At 73.5% G+C, this 16,565-nt stretch carries 15 protein-coding genes; 8 read left to right on the top strand and 7 right to left on the bottom strand.

Features of this window, described 5'->3' with window-relative positions:
* Positions 1-264 precede the first annotated feature (264 nt).
* Positions 265-1,587 carry a PAS domain-containing protein gene (locus OHS17_RS19055; RefSeq protein WP_330313155.1) on the top strand — a complete coding sequence of 441 codons (1,323 nt, stop codon included), beginning with the start codon at positions 265-267 and terminating at the stop codon, positions 1,585-1,587.
* Between the two features lie 4 nt (positions 1,588-1,591).
* Here the strand turns inward: OHS17_RS19055 and OHS17_RS19060 are convergent, their stop codons facing one another.
* On the bottom strand, positions 1,592-2,347 hold the full coding sequence (locus OHS17_RS19060; RefSeq protein WP_161207320.1) for an SIS domain-containing protein: 756 nt from the start codon (positions 2,345-2,347) through the stop codon (positions 1,592-1,594).
* A 183-nt stretch (positions 2,348-2,530) separates the two neighbouring features.
* Between OHS17_RS19060 and OHS17_RS19065 the strand changes: the two genes are divergently transcribed.
* Together OHS17_RS19065 and OHS17_RS19070 are read left to right on the top strand one after the other, a co-directional pair.
* Entirely contained in the window at positions 2,531-3,223 is a 693-nt protein-coding gene (locus OHS17_RS19065) for a metal-dependent transcriptional regulator (protein WP_330313156.1), read from the top strand.
* Between the two features lie 466 nt (positions 3,224-3,689).
* Positions 3,690-4,577: an alpha/beta fold hydrolase gene (locus tag OHS17_RS19070; protein WP_330315293.1), complete on the top strand. Its 888-nt coding sequence runs from the start codon at positions 3,690-3,692 to the stop codon at positions 4,575-4,577.
* 38 nt (positions 4,578-4,615) lie between these two features.
* Here the strand turns inward: OHS17_RS19070 and OHS17_RS19075 are convergent, their stop codons facing one another.
* Genes OHS17_RS19075 through OHS17_RS19085 form a run of 3 tightly spaced genes read right to left on the bottom strand, consistent with a single transcriptional unit; the run spans position 4,616 to position 7,784 of the window.
* Entirely contained in the window at positions 4,616-6,268 is a 1,653-nt protein-coding gene (locus tag OHS17_RS19075) for a transporter (RefSeq protein WP_330313157.1), read from the bottom strand.
* Positions 6,265-7,086, bottom strand: a complete 822-nt coding sequence (locus OHS17_RS19080) for an ABC transporter ATP-binding protein (RefSeq protein WP_330313158.1) — start codon at positions 7,084-7,086, stop codon at positions 6,265-6,267. The genes OHS17_RS19075 and OHS17_RS19080 overlap by 4 nt, the downstream gene beginning before the upstream one ends.
* Before the next feature lie 50 nt (positions 7,087-7,136).
* Entirely contained in the window at positions 7,137-7,784 is a 648-nt protein-coding gene (locus tag OHS17_RS19085) for a bifunctional DNA primase/polymerase (protein ID WP_330315294.1), read from the bottom strand.
* Between the two features lie 312 nt (positions 7,785-8,096).
* Here OHS17_RS19085 and OHS17_RS19090 point away from each other — a divergent pair, with 312 nt between their 5' ends.
* Both OHS17_RS19090 and OHS17_RS19095 read left to right on the top strand, forming a co-directional pair.
* On the top strand, positions 8,097-9,479 hold the full coding sequence (locus OHS17_RS19090; protein WP_330313159.1) for a transcriptional regulator: 1,383 nt from the start codon (positions 8,097-8,099) through the stop codon (positions 9,477-9,479).
* A gap of 236 nt (positions 9,480-9,715) precedes the next feature.
* Positions 9,716-11,074 carry a hypothetical protein gene (locus OHS17_RS19095; RefSeq protein WP_330315295.1) on the top strand — a complete coding sequence of 453 codons (1,359 nt, stop codon included), beginning with the start codon at positions 9,716-9,718 and terminating at the stop codon, positions 11,072-11,074.
* Between the two features lie 54 nt (positions 11,075-11,128).
* On the opposite strand, the gene OHS17_RS19100 is transcribed toward OHS17_RS19095, so the two are convergent.
* The gene (locus OHS17_RS19100; protein ID WP_330313160.1) at positions 11,129-12,409 is read right to left on the bottom strand and encodes an ABC transporter substrate-binding protein; all 1,281 of its coding nucleotides are present in this window, start codon (positions 12,407-12,409) and stop codon (positions 11,129-11,131) included.
* A gap of 174 nt (positions 12,410-12,583) precedes the next feature.
* On the opposite strand from OHS17_RS19100, the gene OHS17_RS19105 reads away from it, so the two are divergent.
* Positions 12,584-13,030 (top strand): SCO4402 family protein, encoded by a 447-nt coding sequence (locus tag OHS17_RS19105; RefSeq protein ID WP_443066173.1) that lies wholly within the window; start codon positions 12,584-12,586, stop codon positions 13,028-13,030.
* A 28-nt stretch (positions 13,031-13,058) separates the two neighbouring features.
* Complete coding sequence (purU, locus tag OHS17_RS19110) at positions 13,059-13,928, top strand: formyltetrahydrofolate deformylase (RefSeq protein WP_330313162.1); 870 nt, start codon at positions 13,059-13,061, stop codon at positions 13,926-13,928.
* Between the two features lie 18 nt (positions 13,929-13,946).
* Here the strand turns inward: purU and OHS17_RS19115 are convergent, their stop codons facing one another.
* Together OHS17_RS19115 and OHS17_RS19120 are read right to left on the bottom strand one after the other, a co-directional pair.
* Entirely contained in the window at positions 13,947-15,239 is a 1,293-nt protein-coding gene (locus OHS17_RS19115; protein WP_330313163.1) for a zf-HC2 domain-containing protein, read from the bottom strand.
* On the bottom strand, positions 15,236-15,808 hold the full coding sequence (locus OHS17_RS19120; RefSeq protein ID WP_330313164.1) for an RNA polymerase sigma factor: 573 nt from the start codon (positions 15,806-15,808) through the stop codon (positions 15,236-15,238). The genes OHS17_RS19115 and OHS17_RS19120 overlap by 4 nt, the downstream gene beginning before the upstream one ends.
* Positions 15,809-16,146: 338 nt before the next feature.
* Between OHS17_RS19120 and OHS17_RS19125 the strand changes: the two genes are divergently transcribed.
* A complete protein-coding gene (locus tag OHS17_RS19125; protein WP_018101410.1) occupies positions 16,147-16,521 on the top strand; it encodes an STAS domain-containing protein in 375 nt (124 codons plus the stop codon).
* Positions 16,522-16,565: the final 44 nt, after the last annotated feature.

Consider the following 16,565-nt stretch of genomic DNA (forward strand, 5'->3'; position numbering starts at 1 on the left):
CTTGGGTTTCGGCAGACAGTCCGCCGAGGTGCACGATGTGCGACGACGGGCTGTCAGCCCGCAGCCACCTCACGAATCCGATAAGACTGCACTTTTCGGATCACCTCCTTTCAACGTGTACGGACAGCTTAGGAAGCGCCCCGGGGCCGCACAACCGAATTAACGGCGGGCCGATTTCCGGGAAAGTCGCTGTGTCCCGGGTCACGTTCGAGTTCAATGGTCTGACGTGCGGCTATGGCGGACACCTCTCGCAAGGGGACCGGGATGAGTGCTTCCACGAGCAGGGGGACGGCCGGTGCGGAACTGCTGGCGGCCCTTCTCGACGGCATGGACGCGGCGCTCTGCGCCTTCGGTGCGGACGGCACCGTCACCCACTGGAACCGCGAGGCCGAGCGCGTCCTCGGCTGGTCCGCCGACGAGGCCGTGGGCCGGCCCGGGCTGGCCGGCTGGGCGGTGCGCCGGGCCGACGCGGACGAGGTGCAGGGGCGGCTGATGGCGGTCATGGACGCGCCGGGGCGCCAGGTCCACGAGTTCGCGCTGCTGCGCAAGGACGGCGGCCGGGTCCTGGTGCGCACCCAGTCCGCCGGGGTCCGGGGCGCCGACGGCAAGCCGGCCGGGGTGTACTGCGCGTTCAGCGAGGTGCACGCCCAGATCGACCTGGAACGGGCCATCGCGCTGAGCGAGGCCCTGTTCGAGGACGCCTCCTGGGGCGTCGTCCTGGTCGACGTGGACCTGCGCCCCACCGTCGTCAACGCCCATGCGGCCCGCGCCCTGGGCAGCGGTCGTACGTCGATGCTGGGGCGGCCCCTCGGCGAGCTGATCGCGCAAGGGGTCGAGGAGCTGGAGGGCGCCCTTCAGCACGTCCTCGCGGAGGGGGCGCCGGACGCGCCCGCCGAGCTGTGGGTGACCCTGCGCGGCGGAGAGGGCACCCGCCGTCGCTGCTGGCGCAGCGGCTTTCTGCGGCTGGCGTCCCCGCTCACCGAGGAGCCCGTGCCGCTGGGCGCCGGATGGGTCTTCCAGGACGTCACGGAGGCCCGGCTCGCCGCCCAGGAGGCGGACCGGCTGCGCTTCCGCTCCAACCAGCTGCACCGCGCCTCGCGGTCCGCCGCGGAGTGCGAGGACCCGATGGAGGCCGCGATGGCGTCGCTCGACTTCGCGCTGGCCGGGTTCGCCGATCACGCGCTGGTCGACCTGATGGCGGGGGAGCGGCTGGTCCGGGCCGCGGCCACCCCGGCCGACGCGCCTGGCCCCTGCCTCCCGGTGGCCGGGGGCGGCATCCCGCTGCGGTACGCGCCGGGCCACCCGGCGCTCCAGGCGGTGGACCGCACGGGTTCGGTGCGCACCTCGGCGGGGGCGGACCGGGTGGACGGCGAGTGGGCCCGCCGCCGCCAGTGGCCCCCGGACGCGGTCCACGCCCTCTCCACGGTCCTGCGCAGCCGCGGCCGCACCCTGGGCGTGGTGACGTTCCTCCGCTCGTCCCACCGCGCCGCGTTCGAACGCCCGGACGCGATGTACGCGGAGAGCGTGGCGGCCCGGGTGGCCGCGTCGGTGGACCTGCACCAGCTGGGCGGCCCGGCCGCCCCGTAAGCCGCTAGTGCCGGTAGAAGATCCGGTCCGCGTACTGCGTCATCACGCGCCCGTTCCACTCGTGGCCGCCGTCCACGTTGCCCGAGCGCAGCAGCGGCGGCTCGATGCCCCGTTCCAGCAGCCGCTCGGCCGCGGCGGCCATCATGCCCTGCATGATCGCGCTGGTGACCACCGTGGACGCGGGCGCGAACGGCGCCTCGATGCCGTCCACCTCCAGCTCCGCGTCGCCGATCGCGATCTTGCTGTCGAGGACGATGTCGCAGTGGTCCCGCAGGAAGCCGCCCGAGCTGTGCCGGGACCGGGTGTTCTCCGCGTACGCGACCGAGGTGACGCCGATGACCTTCAGGCCCAGCGCGCGGGCGTTGAGCGCCATCTCGACGGGCAGGGCGTTGCGCCCGGAGAGCGAGATGATCACGAGCACGTCGCCGGACTTCGCGGGGCTGGAGTCGAGCACCGCGCCCGCGAGGCCGTCCACGCGTTCCAGGGCCGAGCCCAGGGTGGCGGGCATGACGTCCACGCCGAGGGCCCCGGGGACGGCCATGAGGTTCATCAGGGCGAGCCCGCCCGCCCGGTAGACGACGTCCTGCGCGGCGAGCGAGGAGTGCCCGGCGCCGAAGGCGAAGAGCCGGCCGCCCGCCTCGACGGTGTCGGCGATCGCGGCACCGGCGGCCGCGATGTTCCCGGCCTCCTCGTCCCGTACCCTCCCCAGCAGGCCGATCGCCGCATCGAAGAACTGACCGGCCAGCTTGCTTTCGCTCATCGGGGAGGACCTTTCCGGCGGGGTGGGATGTCCATGGGGCGTCCGTAACGCCGATCACGTTGCGGTCTGGACCAGTGACCTGTCAATACCGCACGGCCCCGGTGACGACGGCGGGGCACGGTTCCACGCGCGATGCGTCAGAATTGGTGCAGGGCCAGCGCACGATTGCATCGAGGGGCACGAATGTCCGGACTGATCGACACCACGGAGATGTATCTCCGCACCATCCTCGAACTCGAAGAGGAAGGCGTGGTCCCCATGCGCGCCCGGATCGCGGAACGGCTGGACCAGAGCGGTCCGACCGTCAGCCAGACCGTGGCGCGGATGGAGCGCGACGGCCTGGTTCAGGTCGCGGGCGACCGCCATCTGGAACTGACGGAGGAGGGCCGCCGCCTGGCGACCCGCGTCATGCGGAAGCACCGGCTGGCCGAGTGCCTGCTGGTCGACGTGATCGGCCTGGAGTGGGAGCAGGTCCACGCCGAGGCGTGTCGGTGGGAGCACGTGATGAGCGAGGCGGTCGAGCGCCGGGTGCTGGAGCTGCTGCGGCACCCGACGGAGTCGCCGTACGGGAATCCGATCCCGGGCCTGGAGGAGCTGGGCGAGAGCGCCGAGGCCGACCCGTTCCTCGACGAGGGCATGGTCAGCCTGTCCGATCTCGACCCGGGCAGCGACGGCAAGACGGTGGTGGTCCGCCGGATCGGGGAGCCGATCCAGACGGACGCCCAGCTGATGTACACGCTGCGGCGGGCGGGCGTGCAGCCCGGCGCCGTGGTCAGCGTGACGCAGTCGCCCGGCGGAGTGCTGGTCGGCAGCAGCGGCGAGGCGGCGGAGCTCGACTCCGAGGTCGCCTCGCACGTCTTCGTGGCGAAGAGGTAGAACCGCCTTCCGGGAGACCGGGCACCGGCAGCCGCCGGTGCCCGGTTTCTCTTTTTCCGTCCGGAACCGCAGCGTTCCGGCGCGGACCGTGCCAGGCTGTGGCGGAGGGGTGGCTGAGCGTGTCGGCCGCCGCCCCTGCCGCCGGAGGGGAGCTGCGATGCACCCGTCGTCCGCAGACAAGCGGATGGCCCCGGCGCCGCGAGGCGCCGGGGCCTGTCCCTCCCTGTGCCCGACCTGGAGCCCCGAGCTCTCAAGGTCGGTCCCGCGAGCCCTCATCCCCGAGTGGCCCGCCTCCCGCAGAACATCTCCCCGCAGCCGCCGTCGTCAATCCTGGGAAGCAGTCACTCGAACGAGCGGTGTTGGCCGGCAGATCCCGGTTTTCGAATAGGAGTTCGATAGTCTGGCCGACACGACAACCCCGGTGACCCAGCCGGAGTCTCAGGGAGAGAAGGGGGTGCCAGAAGCCATGGCGCGGTGCATCGAAGTGACCGGATCGGACGGCGTACGCCTCGCGGCCTGGGAGTTCGCCGACCCGCCCCGCGCGGGCGCGGACAACGCCCCCGCCGTCTTACTGCTGCACGGCCTGATGGGCCGGGCCTCGCACTGGGCGCCCACGGCGGCCTGGCTCGCCGAACGGCACCGGCCGGTCGGCCTCGACCAGCGCGGCCACGGCGACAGCGGGAAACCGGCCGACGGCCCCTACACCCGCGACGCCTACGTGGCGGACGCCGAGGCGGTCATCGAACAGCTCGGGCTCGCCCCCGTCACCCTCGTCGGCCACTCCATGGGAGCGCTCACCGCCTGGCAGCTCGCCGCCAAGCGCCCCGACCTGGTCCGCGCGCTGGTCGTCTGCGACATGCGGGCCTCCGCGCTCGGCGCGGCCTCGCAGCGCGAGTGGGAGGACTGGTTCGGGAGCTGGCCGCTCCCCTTCGCCTCGCCCGACGCCGTGCGGCGCTGGTTCGGCGAGGAGGACCCCTGGGTGGAGCGCCCCAGCCCGGCCCGGGGCGCGTTCTACGCCGAGGTGATGGCCGAGCGGGACGGCGGCTGGTGGCCCGTGTTCTCCCGCCGCCAGATGCTGGAGTCCCGCGCCACCTGGGTGTTCGACGCGCACTGGGAGGAGCTGGCCCAGGTCAGATGCCCGACGCTGGTGCTGCGCGGCCTGGACGGCGAGCTCGGCCGGGCGGAGGCCCAGGAGATGGTCCGGGTCCTGCCGCGCGGTCAGTACGCGGAGGTGGCGGACGCCGGCCACCTCGTGCACTTCGACCAGCCGGAGGGCTGGCGCGCCGCGGTCGAACCCTTCCTCGAACAGCTCTCCGAGGACGCGCGGGACGACCGCGAGCCCGTGTCCCCGTAAGCCGTCTCCGTAAGCCCTCCCCGTAAGCCCGACGGCGCTCAGCCCTTGCTGACCGCCGACAGGATCTCCGGCAGCCGCCGGGCCATGCGCGGGGCCGCGAGCCGCAGACCGCCCCAGGCGATCAGTGCCCCGTACACCGCCCCGACCGGGAGCAGCAGCCACAGCCAGTCCGTGCGGTCCGTGACGTGCAGGGTGACCGTCAGGGCGATCACCGGGGCGCTCAGCACGGCCGCCGCGACCATGCCGCCGACGATGGAGATCCAGGCGATCCCGGCCTGCCCCGGCGCCACGTTCTTGAACGCCCCCTCCTGCGGGATCGAGTACGGGAAGCTCACCGAGGCCACCGAGCCCGTCGCCAGCATCGCGCCCAGCAGCGCGAACGACAGCCCGATCACCCCCGGCAGCAGCTTCCAGTCGCCGAGCAGCGCCCCCGTCACCACCGCCACGAGCACGGTGTACGGAAGGGTGAACAGCAGCAGCGCCAGCGCCCGGGCGCGCAGTTCGAGGTACGCGTCCCGGGACGAGGAGATCGTCTGCGCGACCATCCAGAACGCGGAGGTGTCCTGCCCGAACTGGTTGTACATCTGCATGCCGAGCATCCCGGCGGCGAAGCACGCGAAGTACACCGTGCCCTGGCCCTGGAGGGCGTTGATCAGCGGGACGATCAGCCCGATCGCCAGCGCGGTCACCCAGGCCGCCTTGGTCTTCGGGTCCCGTGCCACGTACCGCAGGGACCGCTGGATCGCCGTGCCGGTGCGGTCCTCGGGGAGCAGCGCCCACAGGCCCGCGCCGATCCGCCCCGACTTCTCGCGGTCCGGCCCGGCGGCGGCGGTCGTGGAGCCGTCCGGCGCGGTCATCAGCTTCGTCAGGCTGCGCTGCCACAGCCACAGCAGCACCACCAGCGCGGCCGCCGCGATCAGCAGCTGCGCGACGGCCCGCCCGTACGCCCCCTCCGCGGCGGAGTCCACGGACCCCACGGCCGAGGCGGGCGGCAGCCAGCGCACCACGTCCGCCGCCGGGTCGAGCGGGGCGAGCCCGCCGCTCCGGCCCAGGCGCTGGGCGCCGAAGTTGACGGCCTGGATGCCCACCGCGATCAGCAGGCCGCTGAGGACCGCCAGGTCCCGGCCCTTGCGGGAGGTCAGCAGCCGGGTGTTGGCGGCGGCGACCGTACGGGCCAGGGCCACGCAGACCAGCAGGGTCAGCGGCACGGCGAGCACCGCGAAGACCACCGCGCCCGCCCCCTCGGCCAGCGCCGCCACCGACCCGGCCGCCAGGCACAGCGTGAACACCGGGCCGAGCCCGATCAGCGAGGAGACCAGCAGCGCGACGATCAGCGGCCGGGGCCGCAGCGGCAGCATCACCAGCCGGGTCGGGTCCAGGGTCTCGTCCCCGGCCGCGAAGAACAGCGGCATCACCGCCCAGCCGAGCGCCAGGACCCCGGCGAGCAGCACCACCAGCGAGGCCGCGTGGTCGTGGCCGCGCAGCAGGACGAGCCCCAGCATCAGCGCGGCCGCGGCCAGCAGGGAGCCCACCACCGAGATCAGGTAGACGGCCTTGCGCCCGGAGGACTGGCGCAGCCCGTTGCGGAGCAGGGCCAGCTTGAGCCGGGCGAATACGGGGATCAGCGCCGGGGCACCGGCCGTGGCCCCGGTCCGGGGTCCGGTTCCGGCGGGGGCGTCGAGCACGCTCATCGGTCGCCGCCCAGCCAGTCCAGGGTGGCGCCGGCGTCCCGGTCGCCCGCGCCGACCAGCTCCAGGAACGCGTTCTGGAGGGAGGACGCCTCGCCGCGCACCTCGGCCAGGGGGCCCTGGGCGCGGATGGTGCCCGCCGCCATGACGGCCACCCAGTCGCACAGCGACTCGACCAGCTCCATCACATGGCTGGAGAAGACGACGGTCGCCCCCGAACGCGTATAGCGCTCCAGGACCTTGCGGATCGTCTGCGCGGATACGGGGTCGACACCCTCGAACGGCTCGTCCAGGAACAGCACTTCGGGGTTGTGCAGCAGGGCGGCGGCGAGCCCGATCTTCTTGCGCATCCCGGTCGAGTAGTCGATGACCAGCTTGTGCTGCGAGCCCGCCAGGTCCAGCACGTCGAGCAGCTGGGTGGCCCTGCTGTCCACCTCCTGGCCGGGCAGCCCGCGCAACCGGCCGGTGTACGCGAGGAGTTCGCGGCCGGACAGCCGCTCGAAGAGGCGCAGCCCCTCGGGCAGGACACCGATCCGGGACTTCACCTCGACCGGGTCGCCCCAGACGTCGCGCCCGCCGATCTCGATCCGCCCCTGATCGGGCCGGAGCAGACCGGTGACCATCGAGAGCGTGGTGGTCTTCCCCGCCCCGTTGGGCCCCACCAGGCCGATGAACTTGCCCGCGGGCAGCTCCAGATCGATGCCGGCGACGGCGGTCTGCTCGCCGAACCGTTTCCACAGCCCCTGGACGCGCACCGCGGGCGGTGTCGCCCGCGGTGCCTCGGTCCCTTCCGTACCCTCGCGTTCCGCCCGGTCCGGCATGTGCACGCCTTTCGAAGTCCCCGTATGTGGGGACCACCCTACGAAAGGCGTTATTGGCGCGCGTCCGCCTTCGCCCGCCCGCAGGCGTACGCGAGCGGGCCGATCAGCTCCTCGGCCTCGGGCAGCCAGCGGTTGGCGGTCGTGGGGGTGCGGGCCCACTGCACCGCGCCCACCCCGCCGACCCGGGTCGGCGGCGCGACGACGTAACCGCCCTCGCCGATGCCGCGCAGGCCGATCGACGCGGCGTTCCACCCGGCCCGGCGGACCAGGTCGTCCGCCTTCGCGGCGGCGCCGGGCAGCACGAAGAACTGCATGCGGCGGTCCGGGGTGCGGGTGACCGGGCCGAGCGGCAGGCTCATCCGCTCCATCCGGGCGAGCGCCAGGAAGCCCGCCGACTCCGGCACGTCGAGGGCGTCGAACGCGCGCCCGGTGGGCAGCAGCACCGCCGCCCCCGGCCGCCGGCTCCACATCCGGCGGGCCGCCGCGCCGCTGCCGGTGGCGCCGTCCGCCCAGCCGTCCCCGGCGGGGTGGGCGCCGGGCGCGGCGCACGCCTCCTCGCCGCAGGAACACCTCCGGCCGCTGCCGGACGGCTCCAGCCAGGTGCCCGGGCACACATCCCAGTGCCTCTCCTCCGTGTACCGCACGGCGGCGTCGAGCAGCTGCTCCACGCGCTGCCGGGGGACCTGCGCCGCTTCCATGACTCCGATGGGCTCTTCCACGTCCAGCTCAACTACGGGCTTCACGAAGAGTTACGGCCGCCTCTCGCACGGTTCCGCACACGGGGCGCACGGGTGCACGGGCGGGGGCGCGTGGGAGAGGCACGGGCCTTGGGCGGGTAGCTGGTTACGGGACGTCCGGCCGGTCCGGTTCGGCGCGGCATTTTAGTGACCGGCCGTGACGAATGAGGTAAGTCGCGCAGAAAGTGACCAACACGATGAATGGGCGCATTTCTCGGACATATGCCGGGCAGTGATCCCGCCACCTATCACTGCGGCCTCAGGGGGATACACATGGCAGCCAGGCCACTCGTCGCACGGCAGCCGAACGAACGGCTCCAGGCGCTCATCCAGGAAGCCGGATGCTCCAACGCGGGCCTGGCCCGCCGGGTCAACATGGTCGGCGCCGAACGCGGCCTCGACCTCCGCTACGACAAGACCTCCGTGGCCCGCTGGCTGCGCGGCCAGCAGCCACGCGGCCGGGCACCGGGCACCATCGCCGAGGCGCTGGGCCGCAAGCTCGGCCGTACGGTCACGATCGACGAGATCGGGATGGCCAACGGCAAGAACCTCGCCTCGGGCGTCGGCCTCCAGTTCGCGCCGACGGTGATTGGGGCGATCGAGCAGGTCTGCGAGCTCTGGCGCAGCGACGTCGGCCGCCGCGACTTCCTCACCGGCTCGACGGTCGCCTCGTCCGCGCTCGTGGAGCCCAGCCGCGACTGGCTGATCACCGGCGCCGACCCCCAGGTCGCCCGGGCCGCCGGGTCCCGGGTAGGGATGCCGGACGTGGAGGCGGTGCGGGCGACGACCGCCGCACTGGTCGACCTGGACCACCGCTTCGGCAGCGGCCATGTCCGCCCGGTCCTCGTGCACTACCTCAACAGCGTGGTCTCGGGGCTCCTTTCGGGGGCGTACCGCGAATCGACGGGCCGTCAGCTCTTCGCGGCGGTCTCCCGGCTCACCGAACTCGCCGGCTACATGGCCATCGACACGGGCCAGCCGGGCCTCGCCCAGCGCTACTACATCCAGGCCCTGCGCCTCGCGCAGGCGGCGGGCGACCGTGCCTACGGCGGCTATGTGCTGGCCGCCTCGATGAGCCATCTCGCCGCCCAGCTCGGCAACCCGCGCGAGATCGCCCAGCTGGCGCGCGCCGCGCAGGAGGGCGCGCGCGGCCGGGTCACCCCGCGCGCGGAGGCGATGTTCTACGCGGCGGAGGCGCGCGGCCACGCGCTGCTCGGGGACGCGCGCACCTGCCTGGAGATCGCGGGCCGGGCCGAGGCCGCCCTGGAGCGGGCCGAGCCGGACAGCGGGGACGACCCGGACTGGATCGCCCACTTCGACCACGCCTACCTCGCGGACGAACTCGCGCACTGCCACCGGGACCTGGGGCAGGCGGAGGCCGCCGCGCGCCGGGCGAAGGAGTCCCTGGACGGCCACCCGGAGTCCCGCGCCCGGCGCCGGGGCATCGGCCTCGCGCTGCTGGCCACGGCCCAGGTGCAGCTGCGGGAGGTCGAGCAGGCGTGCCACACGGGGACCCGGGCGATGGAGCTCCTCGGCACGGTGCGCTCGTCCCGGGGCGCGGAGTATCTGGAGGACCTCCAGCAGCGCCTCCTGCCGTACGGGGACGAGCCCGCGGTACGGGAGTTCGGGACGCGGCTGGAGCTCCAGGCGGCCTGAGCGGGGGCGGGCGATCCGGCGGGCGAACCCCTTAACTGCGTCTTAAAGGGCCCCGGTGTTACACCCTGTGTCACGGGCGTGCTGCGGACCGCGGGCACTTGGCACACCGCGGTCGCCACCCGATAGCGTGAGCCGACGATTCCATAGTTGACACGCACGTAGGAGTCCCGGTGACACAGAGCGGACAGGGCGACGAGCAGCAGCACCCTGCTGTACGACCCGCGCACGAGGGTGTCGTGCTGCCCTCGGACGGCGGAGAGCCCTGGACGCCGGGGAGAGCGGCGGACCAGGCGGCCCCGGCCGGTGGTCAGCCGTGGGGACAGGAGTGGGGCCCGCAGCACGGCGGCGGGCAGGACGCGTACGGGCAGCAGCAGCCGCCGCAGTCGTACCCGCAGCAGCCGGGCCCGTACGGACAGCAGCAGGGCGGGTACGGGCAGGACGCGTACGGCCGGGGCGCCGCGCCCCTGCCGCCCGCGCAGCCCCAGCAGCCCCAGCCGTACGCGCAGCCGCTGCCGCCCGAGGCGGGCGCCCCGGGCGGGGACTCCGACGCCACGCAGTACATCGCACCGGTACCCGGCGGGCTGCCGCCGGAGAACCCCGCGGAGTCCACCCAGTTCCTGGGCCACGCCTCCCAGGGCGGCGGGGACGCCGAGGCGACGCAGTACATACCCCCGGTGCCCGGCGGCGCCCCGTACGGCATCCGGCCCGGGACGCCCGGCGAGCGGCAGCCGCCCGCCGAGTTCGACAACCTCTTCCGCAGCGACGCCCCCGAGGGCGCGACGCAGCAGATGCCCCGGTTCGACCCGGCCCAGCAGCAGCCCCCGTACCAGCAGAGCCCGCAGCAGCCCCCGTACCAGGCGGGCCCGCCGCCGCAGCAGGGCTTCCAGCAGCCGCCCCCGTACACCGGCCCCCAGGATGGGCCCGGGCTGGACGAGGGCGACGGCGGGCGGCGCAAGAAGTCCGGCGCGGTGCCGCTGATCGCGGCCGTCGTCGTCGGCTGCGCGGTGATCGGGCTCGGCGCCGGTGCGCTGATGAGCGGCGGCGACGATGACGACAAGGACGCCAAGCAGCCGGTGGCGTCCGCGAGTTCACCGGCGGCGGGTGATCCGTCCAAGGGCGAGGAGCAGCCCGCGGCCGACCCGGCGAAGCCGCAGGCCGAGGAGTTGGACAAGCTCCTCGCGGACAGCAACAACAGCCGCGCCGCGGTGATCGGGGCGGTCGAGAAGACCAAGTCCTGCACCGACCTGGACAAGGCCGTCGCCGACCTCAAGGGCGCCGCCAAGCAGCGCCGCGACCTGGTCACCCGGCTCCAGGCGCTCTCCGTCGACAAGCTGCCGGACCACGAGCGGCTCACCTCCGAGCTCACCAAGGCGTGGCAGGCGTCCGCGTCCGCCGACGACCACTACGCGGCCTGGGCGGCGCAGGCCAAGAGCAAGAAGGTCTGCAAGCACGGCCACGCGAAGACCACCTCGCACACCCAGCAGGCGACCGTGAAGAGCGGCGAGGCCAGCACCGCGAAGCGGCAGGCGGCCGCGCTGTGGAACAAGATCGCCGAGAAGTACGGCCTGACGAAGCGCGAGGCGACCGCGCTCTGATCTCCCGCGCGCTCTGATTCCCCGGGTCCGCTGAACCGGTGCCCCCGCGCCGGTTCAGCGGGTCGCGCTGGCCTCGGCCATGGTCTCCGTGACGTCCACGAAGTCCTTCCGCGCGGCGACCAGCCGCCCGTCCCGCACCACCTGGAACGTCACGTTGCTGTTGACGACGCGCGGGTACGACCGCGAACCGATCATGTCCTCGTAGCGCCAGCGCAGCGCGGGCGTGAGGCCCCCGGTGTCCGCGCGCGCCCCCTGGCCGAGGGCGTGGGTGAGCTTCGCCGCGGTGATCCCGGACTCGTGCATCGACTCGATGACCGACTTCAGCGCGGTGTACGCGACCCAGGTGGTCTGCACGCCCGTGTCGTCCGGGTCGATCCGGTTGTCGCCGAAGGCGTACTCGCGGATCACCTTCCGCATCGTGTTCCACCTGGCATCGCCCGGGGGCGGGTACCAGCCGGTGACGTACGCCCCCTCGAACGGGCTCTCCCGGCCGCCGGTCCGGTCGATGAGCGGCTGCCCCACACTGCCGAGCACGGAGGCCACGCGCACCGAGGCGCCCTCCGGTTCCAGCCGCCGGAACGAGTCGAAGAAGGTCTCCGTGCGGTCGTCCAGCACGGACGTCACGCATCCGCCGGTGGTGCCCGCCCCGGAGAGCGCGCGTTCCGCTTCCGCGTCGTACGAGGTGGCGCCCTCGGCGGCCGGTATGTCGAGCGGGGCGGGTCGCCCGGCTCCCTTGAGACCGGTGCGCAGCAGCCAGGCCTGGCTGTCGCCGGACAGGGTGTCCGGGCGCACCAGCGAGACCCGGGCGCAGTCGTGCGACAGCTGCTCGGCGGTCCCCGCGAGCAGCGCGGACTGGCCCCCGGTCACCGGGTAGGACGCGTAGCTGCGGAACTCCTCCTCGGAGGCCCCGTAACCGCCGATGTACGGAATCCCGGCGACCTCCAGCGGGGCCATGAACGCCCGCCCGTGCCGGCTGTACGAGCCGACGACCGCGACCGCCTTCTCCTCGACGGCCTTGCGGGCGCAGTCCCCGGCCCCGGTCCAGGCGTCCTGTTCGTCACAGGTGACGACGCGCAGCTCGTGCCCGTCGATCCCGCCATGCGCGTTGGTCCAGCGCCCGTACGCCTGCGCCATGGCGGTCATCCCGGCCATGTTCACGGCGTCCGGTGCCGAGGCGCCGCTCGGCGCCCAGGTCACGACGGTGACGGGCTCCCTGGAGTCCCCCGATCCCCCAGGGAGCGCGCCGCAGCCGGACAGCAGCAGGGCCCCGGCCGTCACCGCACCGGTGAGCAGTCCGAAGGGGCGGGAAGGGAGGGGGCGTCGCCGTCCGGTCATGGACCGAGACCTTTCCCCGCCCCGGGTAACGCCGTGGTGTGCTCCCGTCAACGGCGGGTGACGTCACCGTGAACGCCAGGGGCCGGTCAAGGTCACCGAAAAGGGAACGTACGATCGACAACCGTGCAGCAAGGTTCCGAGAACTCTTCCCGTCGTGGCCGTCGCTCCTCCACCATGGGCGGCATGCCGCTCAACGACCTTCCGTGGTGGCGCTGGCGCAGCAACGTGCGCTCGGCGCTGCACATGCTCTCCGACCCCGTCTTCCACCGCGACTGCTGGCTGGCCGGCCGGGAGGGATACGGCGACGTCACCGACGCCGTGTACCGCCTGGTCGAGGACACCTGGCTCGACAACTGGTCCGCCGAGAAGTACGTCGGCACGATCTTCCGGGACGCCGCCGAGGCGGCCCTCGTGGACGCCGCCGTACTCCGGGTGCTGCGCATCCTGCACCAGGTCGGAGCGGACGCCCACGTCTCCGTCTACCTGGAGCACCCCGGCTGGCCGGAGGCCGTCACCGCCGCCCGCGAGGCGCATGTGCTGCTCTCCGCCAACGACGGCGAGGACCCCGACACCCCGCCGCGTTCCCTGGACGTCCTCCGCATTCTGACCAGGTCCGCCTGACGCCGCGAGGTTGTGGCACGCTACGGGGATGACCGCGCCGCAGCCTGCCCCCGACCAGTACGTCCTCACGCTGTCCTGCCCCGACAAACAGGGCATCGTGCACGCCGTGTCGAGCTACCTCTTCATGACCGGCTGCAACATCGAGGACAGCCAGCAGTTCGGGGACCACGACACCGGTCTGTTCTTCATGCGCGTCCACTTCTCGGCGGGCACCCCGGTCACCGTGGAGAAGCTGCGGGCCAGCTTTGCCGCGATCGGCGACTCCTTCGCCATGGAGTGGCAGATCCACCGCGCCTCGGAGCGCATGCGGATCGTGCTCATGGTCAGCAAGTTCGGCCACTGCCTCAACGACCTGCTCTTCCGGTCCCGGATCGGCGCGCTGCCGGTCGAGATCGCCGCCGTCGTCTCCAACCACCCGGACTTCGCCGAGCTCGTCGCCTCGTACGACGTGCCCTTCCGGCACATCCCGGTGACCCGCGACAACAAGGCGCAGGCCGAGGCGGAGCTGCTGGACCTGGTCCGCGAGGAGAACGTCGAGCTGGTCGTCCTGGCCCGCTACATGCAGGTCCTCTCGGACGACCTGTGCAAGCAGCTCAGCGGCCGGATCATCAACATCCACCACTCCTTCCTGCCGAGCTTCAAGGGCGCCAAGCCCTACCACCAGGCGCACGCGCGCGGCGTGAAGCTCATCGGCGCCACCGCCCACTACGTCACCGCCGACCTGGACGAGGGCCCGATCATCGAGCAGGAGGTCGAGCGGGTCGGCCACAACGTGACCCCGGACCAGCTGGTCGCCATCGGCCGGGACGTGGAGTGCCAGGCGCTGGCCCGCGCGGTGAAGTGGCACGCGGAACGCCGCATCCTGCTCAACGGCCGCCGCACGGTCGTCTTCGACTGAGCGCCGTACGGGGCCGGGCTACAGGCGGCTGAGCGAGGCGGCCGCGGACAGCACGTCGCTGATCGCCTCGCGGTCCCCGCGCTGCCCGGCCGCCGCCTCCACGGGCGGTACGTGCCCCGCCACCAGCCGGCAGAACTCCACGCCCTCCAGCGCGACCTGCGCCACCACGTGCTCGGCGGACCCGAGGGCGGCCGGGGAGTCCAGCGCGATGTACCAGTCGCCGCCGCCCGAGCCCTCGATCTCCAGGTGCAGCGAGCGCCCCGGGGACCCGGCCGACACCAGCCGCCCGGCCGGGCCCGCGAGCCCCGCCCGGCGCCGCAGCGCCAGCGCCCCCGGCAGCATCCGGGCCGCGAGGTCGATCATCCGGTGCAGATGCCCGGCGGACGGCGGCTCGTACGGGTAGTCCACCGCCTTCGCGATGTCCCGCGCGTGCACCCAGCACTCGAAGGCCCGGTCGAGCATCGCGTCCTGCAACGGCAGCGCGAACGCCCCGTACGGCACGGACAGCTCCGAGGCCCCGCGCCGCGCGAACGACACGGTCCTGATCAGCGTGTGGCTCTGCTCGCGCCACGGCTCACGGACCGCGCGGGTGAGCGGGCGCCGGGCGGACGACCAGTACGCCTCGGTGCGCCCGGTCGGTGTGGGCGGGGCGCCGGGGAGCGGGTCGTCGAGGCCGAGGGCGGCGCCCACCAGGCCGTCCACGCTCATCAGGTGCCCGATCACCCCGGCGACCGTGGTCCGGCGGCCCGCCTGCCGCTCGTCCTCGAACCACTTCAGCCGCACCGGGGCGTGCCACTCGGCGGCGTCGATGTCCCGCAGCAGCGCGTCGAGCCGCGCCGTCTCTGCGTCGTACGGGGCGGCCCAGTCCGGCACCGGGATCTTCGCGGGGCGCCGGCTCAGGCAGCTCTCCAGCACCCTGGACCGCAGCAGCGGATCGAGATCCAGGCTCCGGTCCGTGTGCAGCAGCCCGACCGCGTCCCGCAGCCGCAGCGCCTCGTCGGCACAGGGCGCGCACTCGGTCAGGTGCGCCTCGACGGTCTCGGTCTCCTCGGCGGAGCACGCGGCGAGCGCCCAGGCCCCCAGGAGGGCCTGAAGCACGCGGTGGGGGAGGACCGGGGCGGGCGTCGCGGGGCGCGGTACGCGTTCCGCTTCGGGTTCCGGTTCCGGTCGCGGGGGCGCCTGCTCGGGCGGCGTCATGCGCCCCAGGTCGCCGAAGTCGTCGGCGGCGGGCCTGGGCCCCGGTATGCGCCGGGCGCCACGCACCTCGTCGCGGCCCTCCTCGTCCCGGTCGCCGCCCGCGCCGCCGCTCACAGCGCCCTCCCGTATCCGGGCGGCGGGGCGCCCTCCACCGGGCGGGTCCGGGCGGTGGACAGCAGCTGGAGTCCGAGCCGCAGCCGCCGTCGCGCCTCGTCCGCCGTGACGCCGAGGTCCGCCGCGGTCTGCCGGTAGTCGCGGCGCTGTACGTACGCCAGCTCCAGGGCGGCCCGCAGCGGTGCCGGCATCGAGGCGACGATGTAGTCGGCCCGGGCGGCGGCGGTCGCCCGGCGGACCCGCTCGTCCAAAGCGTCGGGGGCATCGGGGGCCTCGCCGTCCGCCGCCTCGCCGCGCAGCCGCCGTACGGACTCGCGGTGCGTGAGGAAGGCCAGCCAGGCCCGCATGGAGCCCTGCTTCGGGTCGTACATGTCCGGGTTCTCCCAGACGTAGCCGAAGACCTCGCGGGTGACCGCGTCGGCGGCGTCCTCGTCGTCCAGCATCCGGTTGGCCTGGCTGTGGACGAGGGCGGCGAACCGGTCGTACATCTCGCCGAGGGCGGCGGCCTCGCCGCGCGACAGCCGCTGCTGCATCCTGCGGTCCCAGCGGGGTGGTGCGTTTTCGGCCATCTGACCTCCAGCCCTCCGCCGTCGGACCTGTGCGTCCCTGTCCCACTCGTCCTGTCCGAATGTAGTCCCCGCCTCCCCGGAAGCACGCCCCTTTACGACAAGTACGTCCCCGGGGGTGCCTTGCCGATCATGGCCGGGTCCGCGACGCCTGGCGCGGTGCATCGCAAGGCGCCAGACGCCGCGGCCTGATCCGGCCCTGATCGGACACCCCCGGAACACGCCCTCTTTGCGAGACGGGTGTTTCGCGAGGGACGTACGGGGGCAGCCGCCAGGGGAGGAACGCAAACTTCCGGATCTCCGGGCTGCCCCGGAATCCCCGGAACGAGAGGCCCAGTCGCGTGACCCTGAAAGTCTCTGAGACCGAGCGGGGCGGATGGACCGTGCTGCACATAGGCGGCGAACTGGACCTGCTGACTTCGGCCACCGTCCGCCAGTCCGTCCACGAGGTGGTGGCCGTGGGCCGCCACGACGTGGTCCTCGACCTGTCCGGGGTCCAGTTCTGCGATTCCAGCGGGGTCGGGGTGCTCATCGCCCTGCGCCGCCTGATGCGGTCCTGCGGCGGCCGGCTGCGGCTGATCCTGCCCGCCCGGGGCGCGGAGGAGGGCTCCCACGTCAACCGCGTGCTCGCGGCCCTCGGCGTGCGCCGCTTGTTCGATGTCTTCCCGGACTGGGACGCGGCCGTGGACGAGGAGGCCGAGCCGCTGACGGCCTGAAACGGTTGTCGCCGCATCGGTGCGTGCGGAGCTGTCACAGGGCT

The sequence above is a fragment of the Streptomyces sp. NBC_00523 genome, from assembly GCF_036346615.1.
Lineage (GTDB): Bacteria > Actinomycetota > Actinomycetes > Streptomycetales > Streptomycetaceae > Streptomyces.

What these genes read in the sequence shown, in the direction of transcription:
- OHS17_RS19055 (WP_330313155.1), top strand. Translation starts at nt 265, where the DNA reads ATGAGTGCTTCCACGAGCAGGGGGACGGCCGGTGCGGAACTGCTGGCG.
- OHS17_RS19060 (WP_161207320.1), bottom strand. Translation starts at nt 2,347, where the DNA reads ATGAGCGAAAGCAAGCTGGCCGGTCAGTTCTTCGATGCGGCGATCGGC.
- OHS17_RS19065 (WP_330313156.1), top strand. Translation starts at nt 2,531, where the DNA reads ATGTCCGGACTGATCGACACCACGGAGATGTATCTCCGCACCATCCTC.
- OHS17_RS19070 (WP_330315293.1), top strand. Translation starts at nt 3,690, where the DNA reads ATGGCGCGGTGCATCGAAGTGACCGGATCGGACGGCGTACGCCTCGCG.
- OHS17_RS19075 (WP_330313157.1), bottom strand. Translation starts at nt 6,268, where the DNA reads ATGAGCGTGCTCGACGCCCCCGCCGGAACCGGACCCCGGACCGGGGCC.
- OHS17_RS19080 (WP_330313158.1), bottom strand. Translation starts at nt 7,086, where the DNA reads ATGCCGGACCGGGCGGAACGCGAGGGTACGGAAGGGACCGAGGCACCG.
- OHS17_RS19085 (WP_330315294.1), bottom strand. Translation starts at nt 7,784, where the DNA reads ATGGAAGCGGCGCAGGTCCCCCGGCAGCGCGTGGAGCAGCTGCTCGAC.
- OHS17_RS19090 (WP_330313159.1), top strand. Translation starts at nt 8,097, where the DNA reads ATGGCAGCCAGGCCACTCGTCGCACGGCAGCCGAACGAACGGCTCCAG.
- OHS17_RS19100 (WP_330313160.1), bottom strand. Translation starts at nt 12,409, where the DNA reads ATGACCGGACGGCGACGCCCCCTCCCTTCCCGCCCCTTCGGACTGCTC.
- OHS17_RS19105 (WP_443066173.1), top strand. Translation starts at nt 12,584, where the DNA reads ATGGGCGGCATGCCGCTCAACGACCTTCCGTGGTGGCGCTGGCGCAGC.
- purU (WP_330313162.1), top strand. Translation starts at nt 13,059, where the DNA reads ATGACCGCGCCGCAGCCTGCCCCCGACCAGTACGTCCTCACGCTGTCC.
- OHS17_RS19120 (WP_330313164.1), bottom strand. Translation starts at nt 15,808, where the DNA reads ATGGCCGAAAACGCACCACCCCGCTGGGACCGCAGGATGCAGCAGCGG.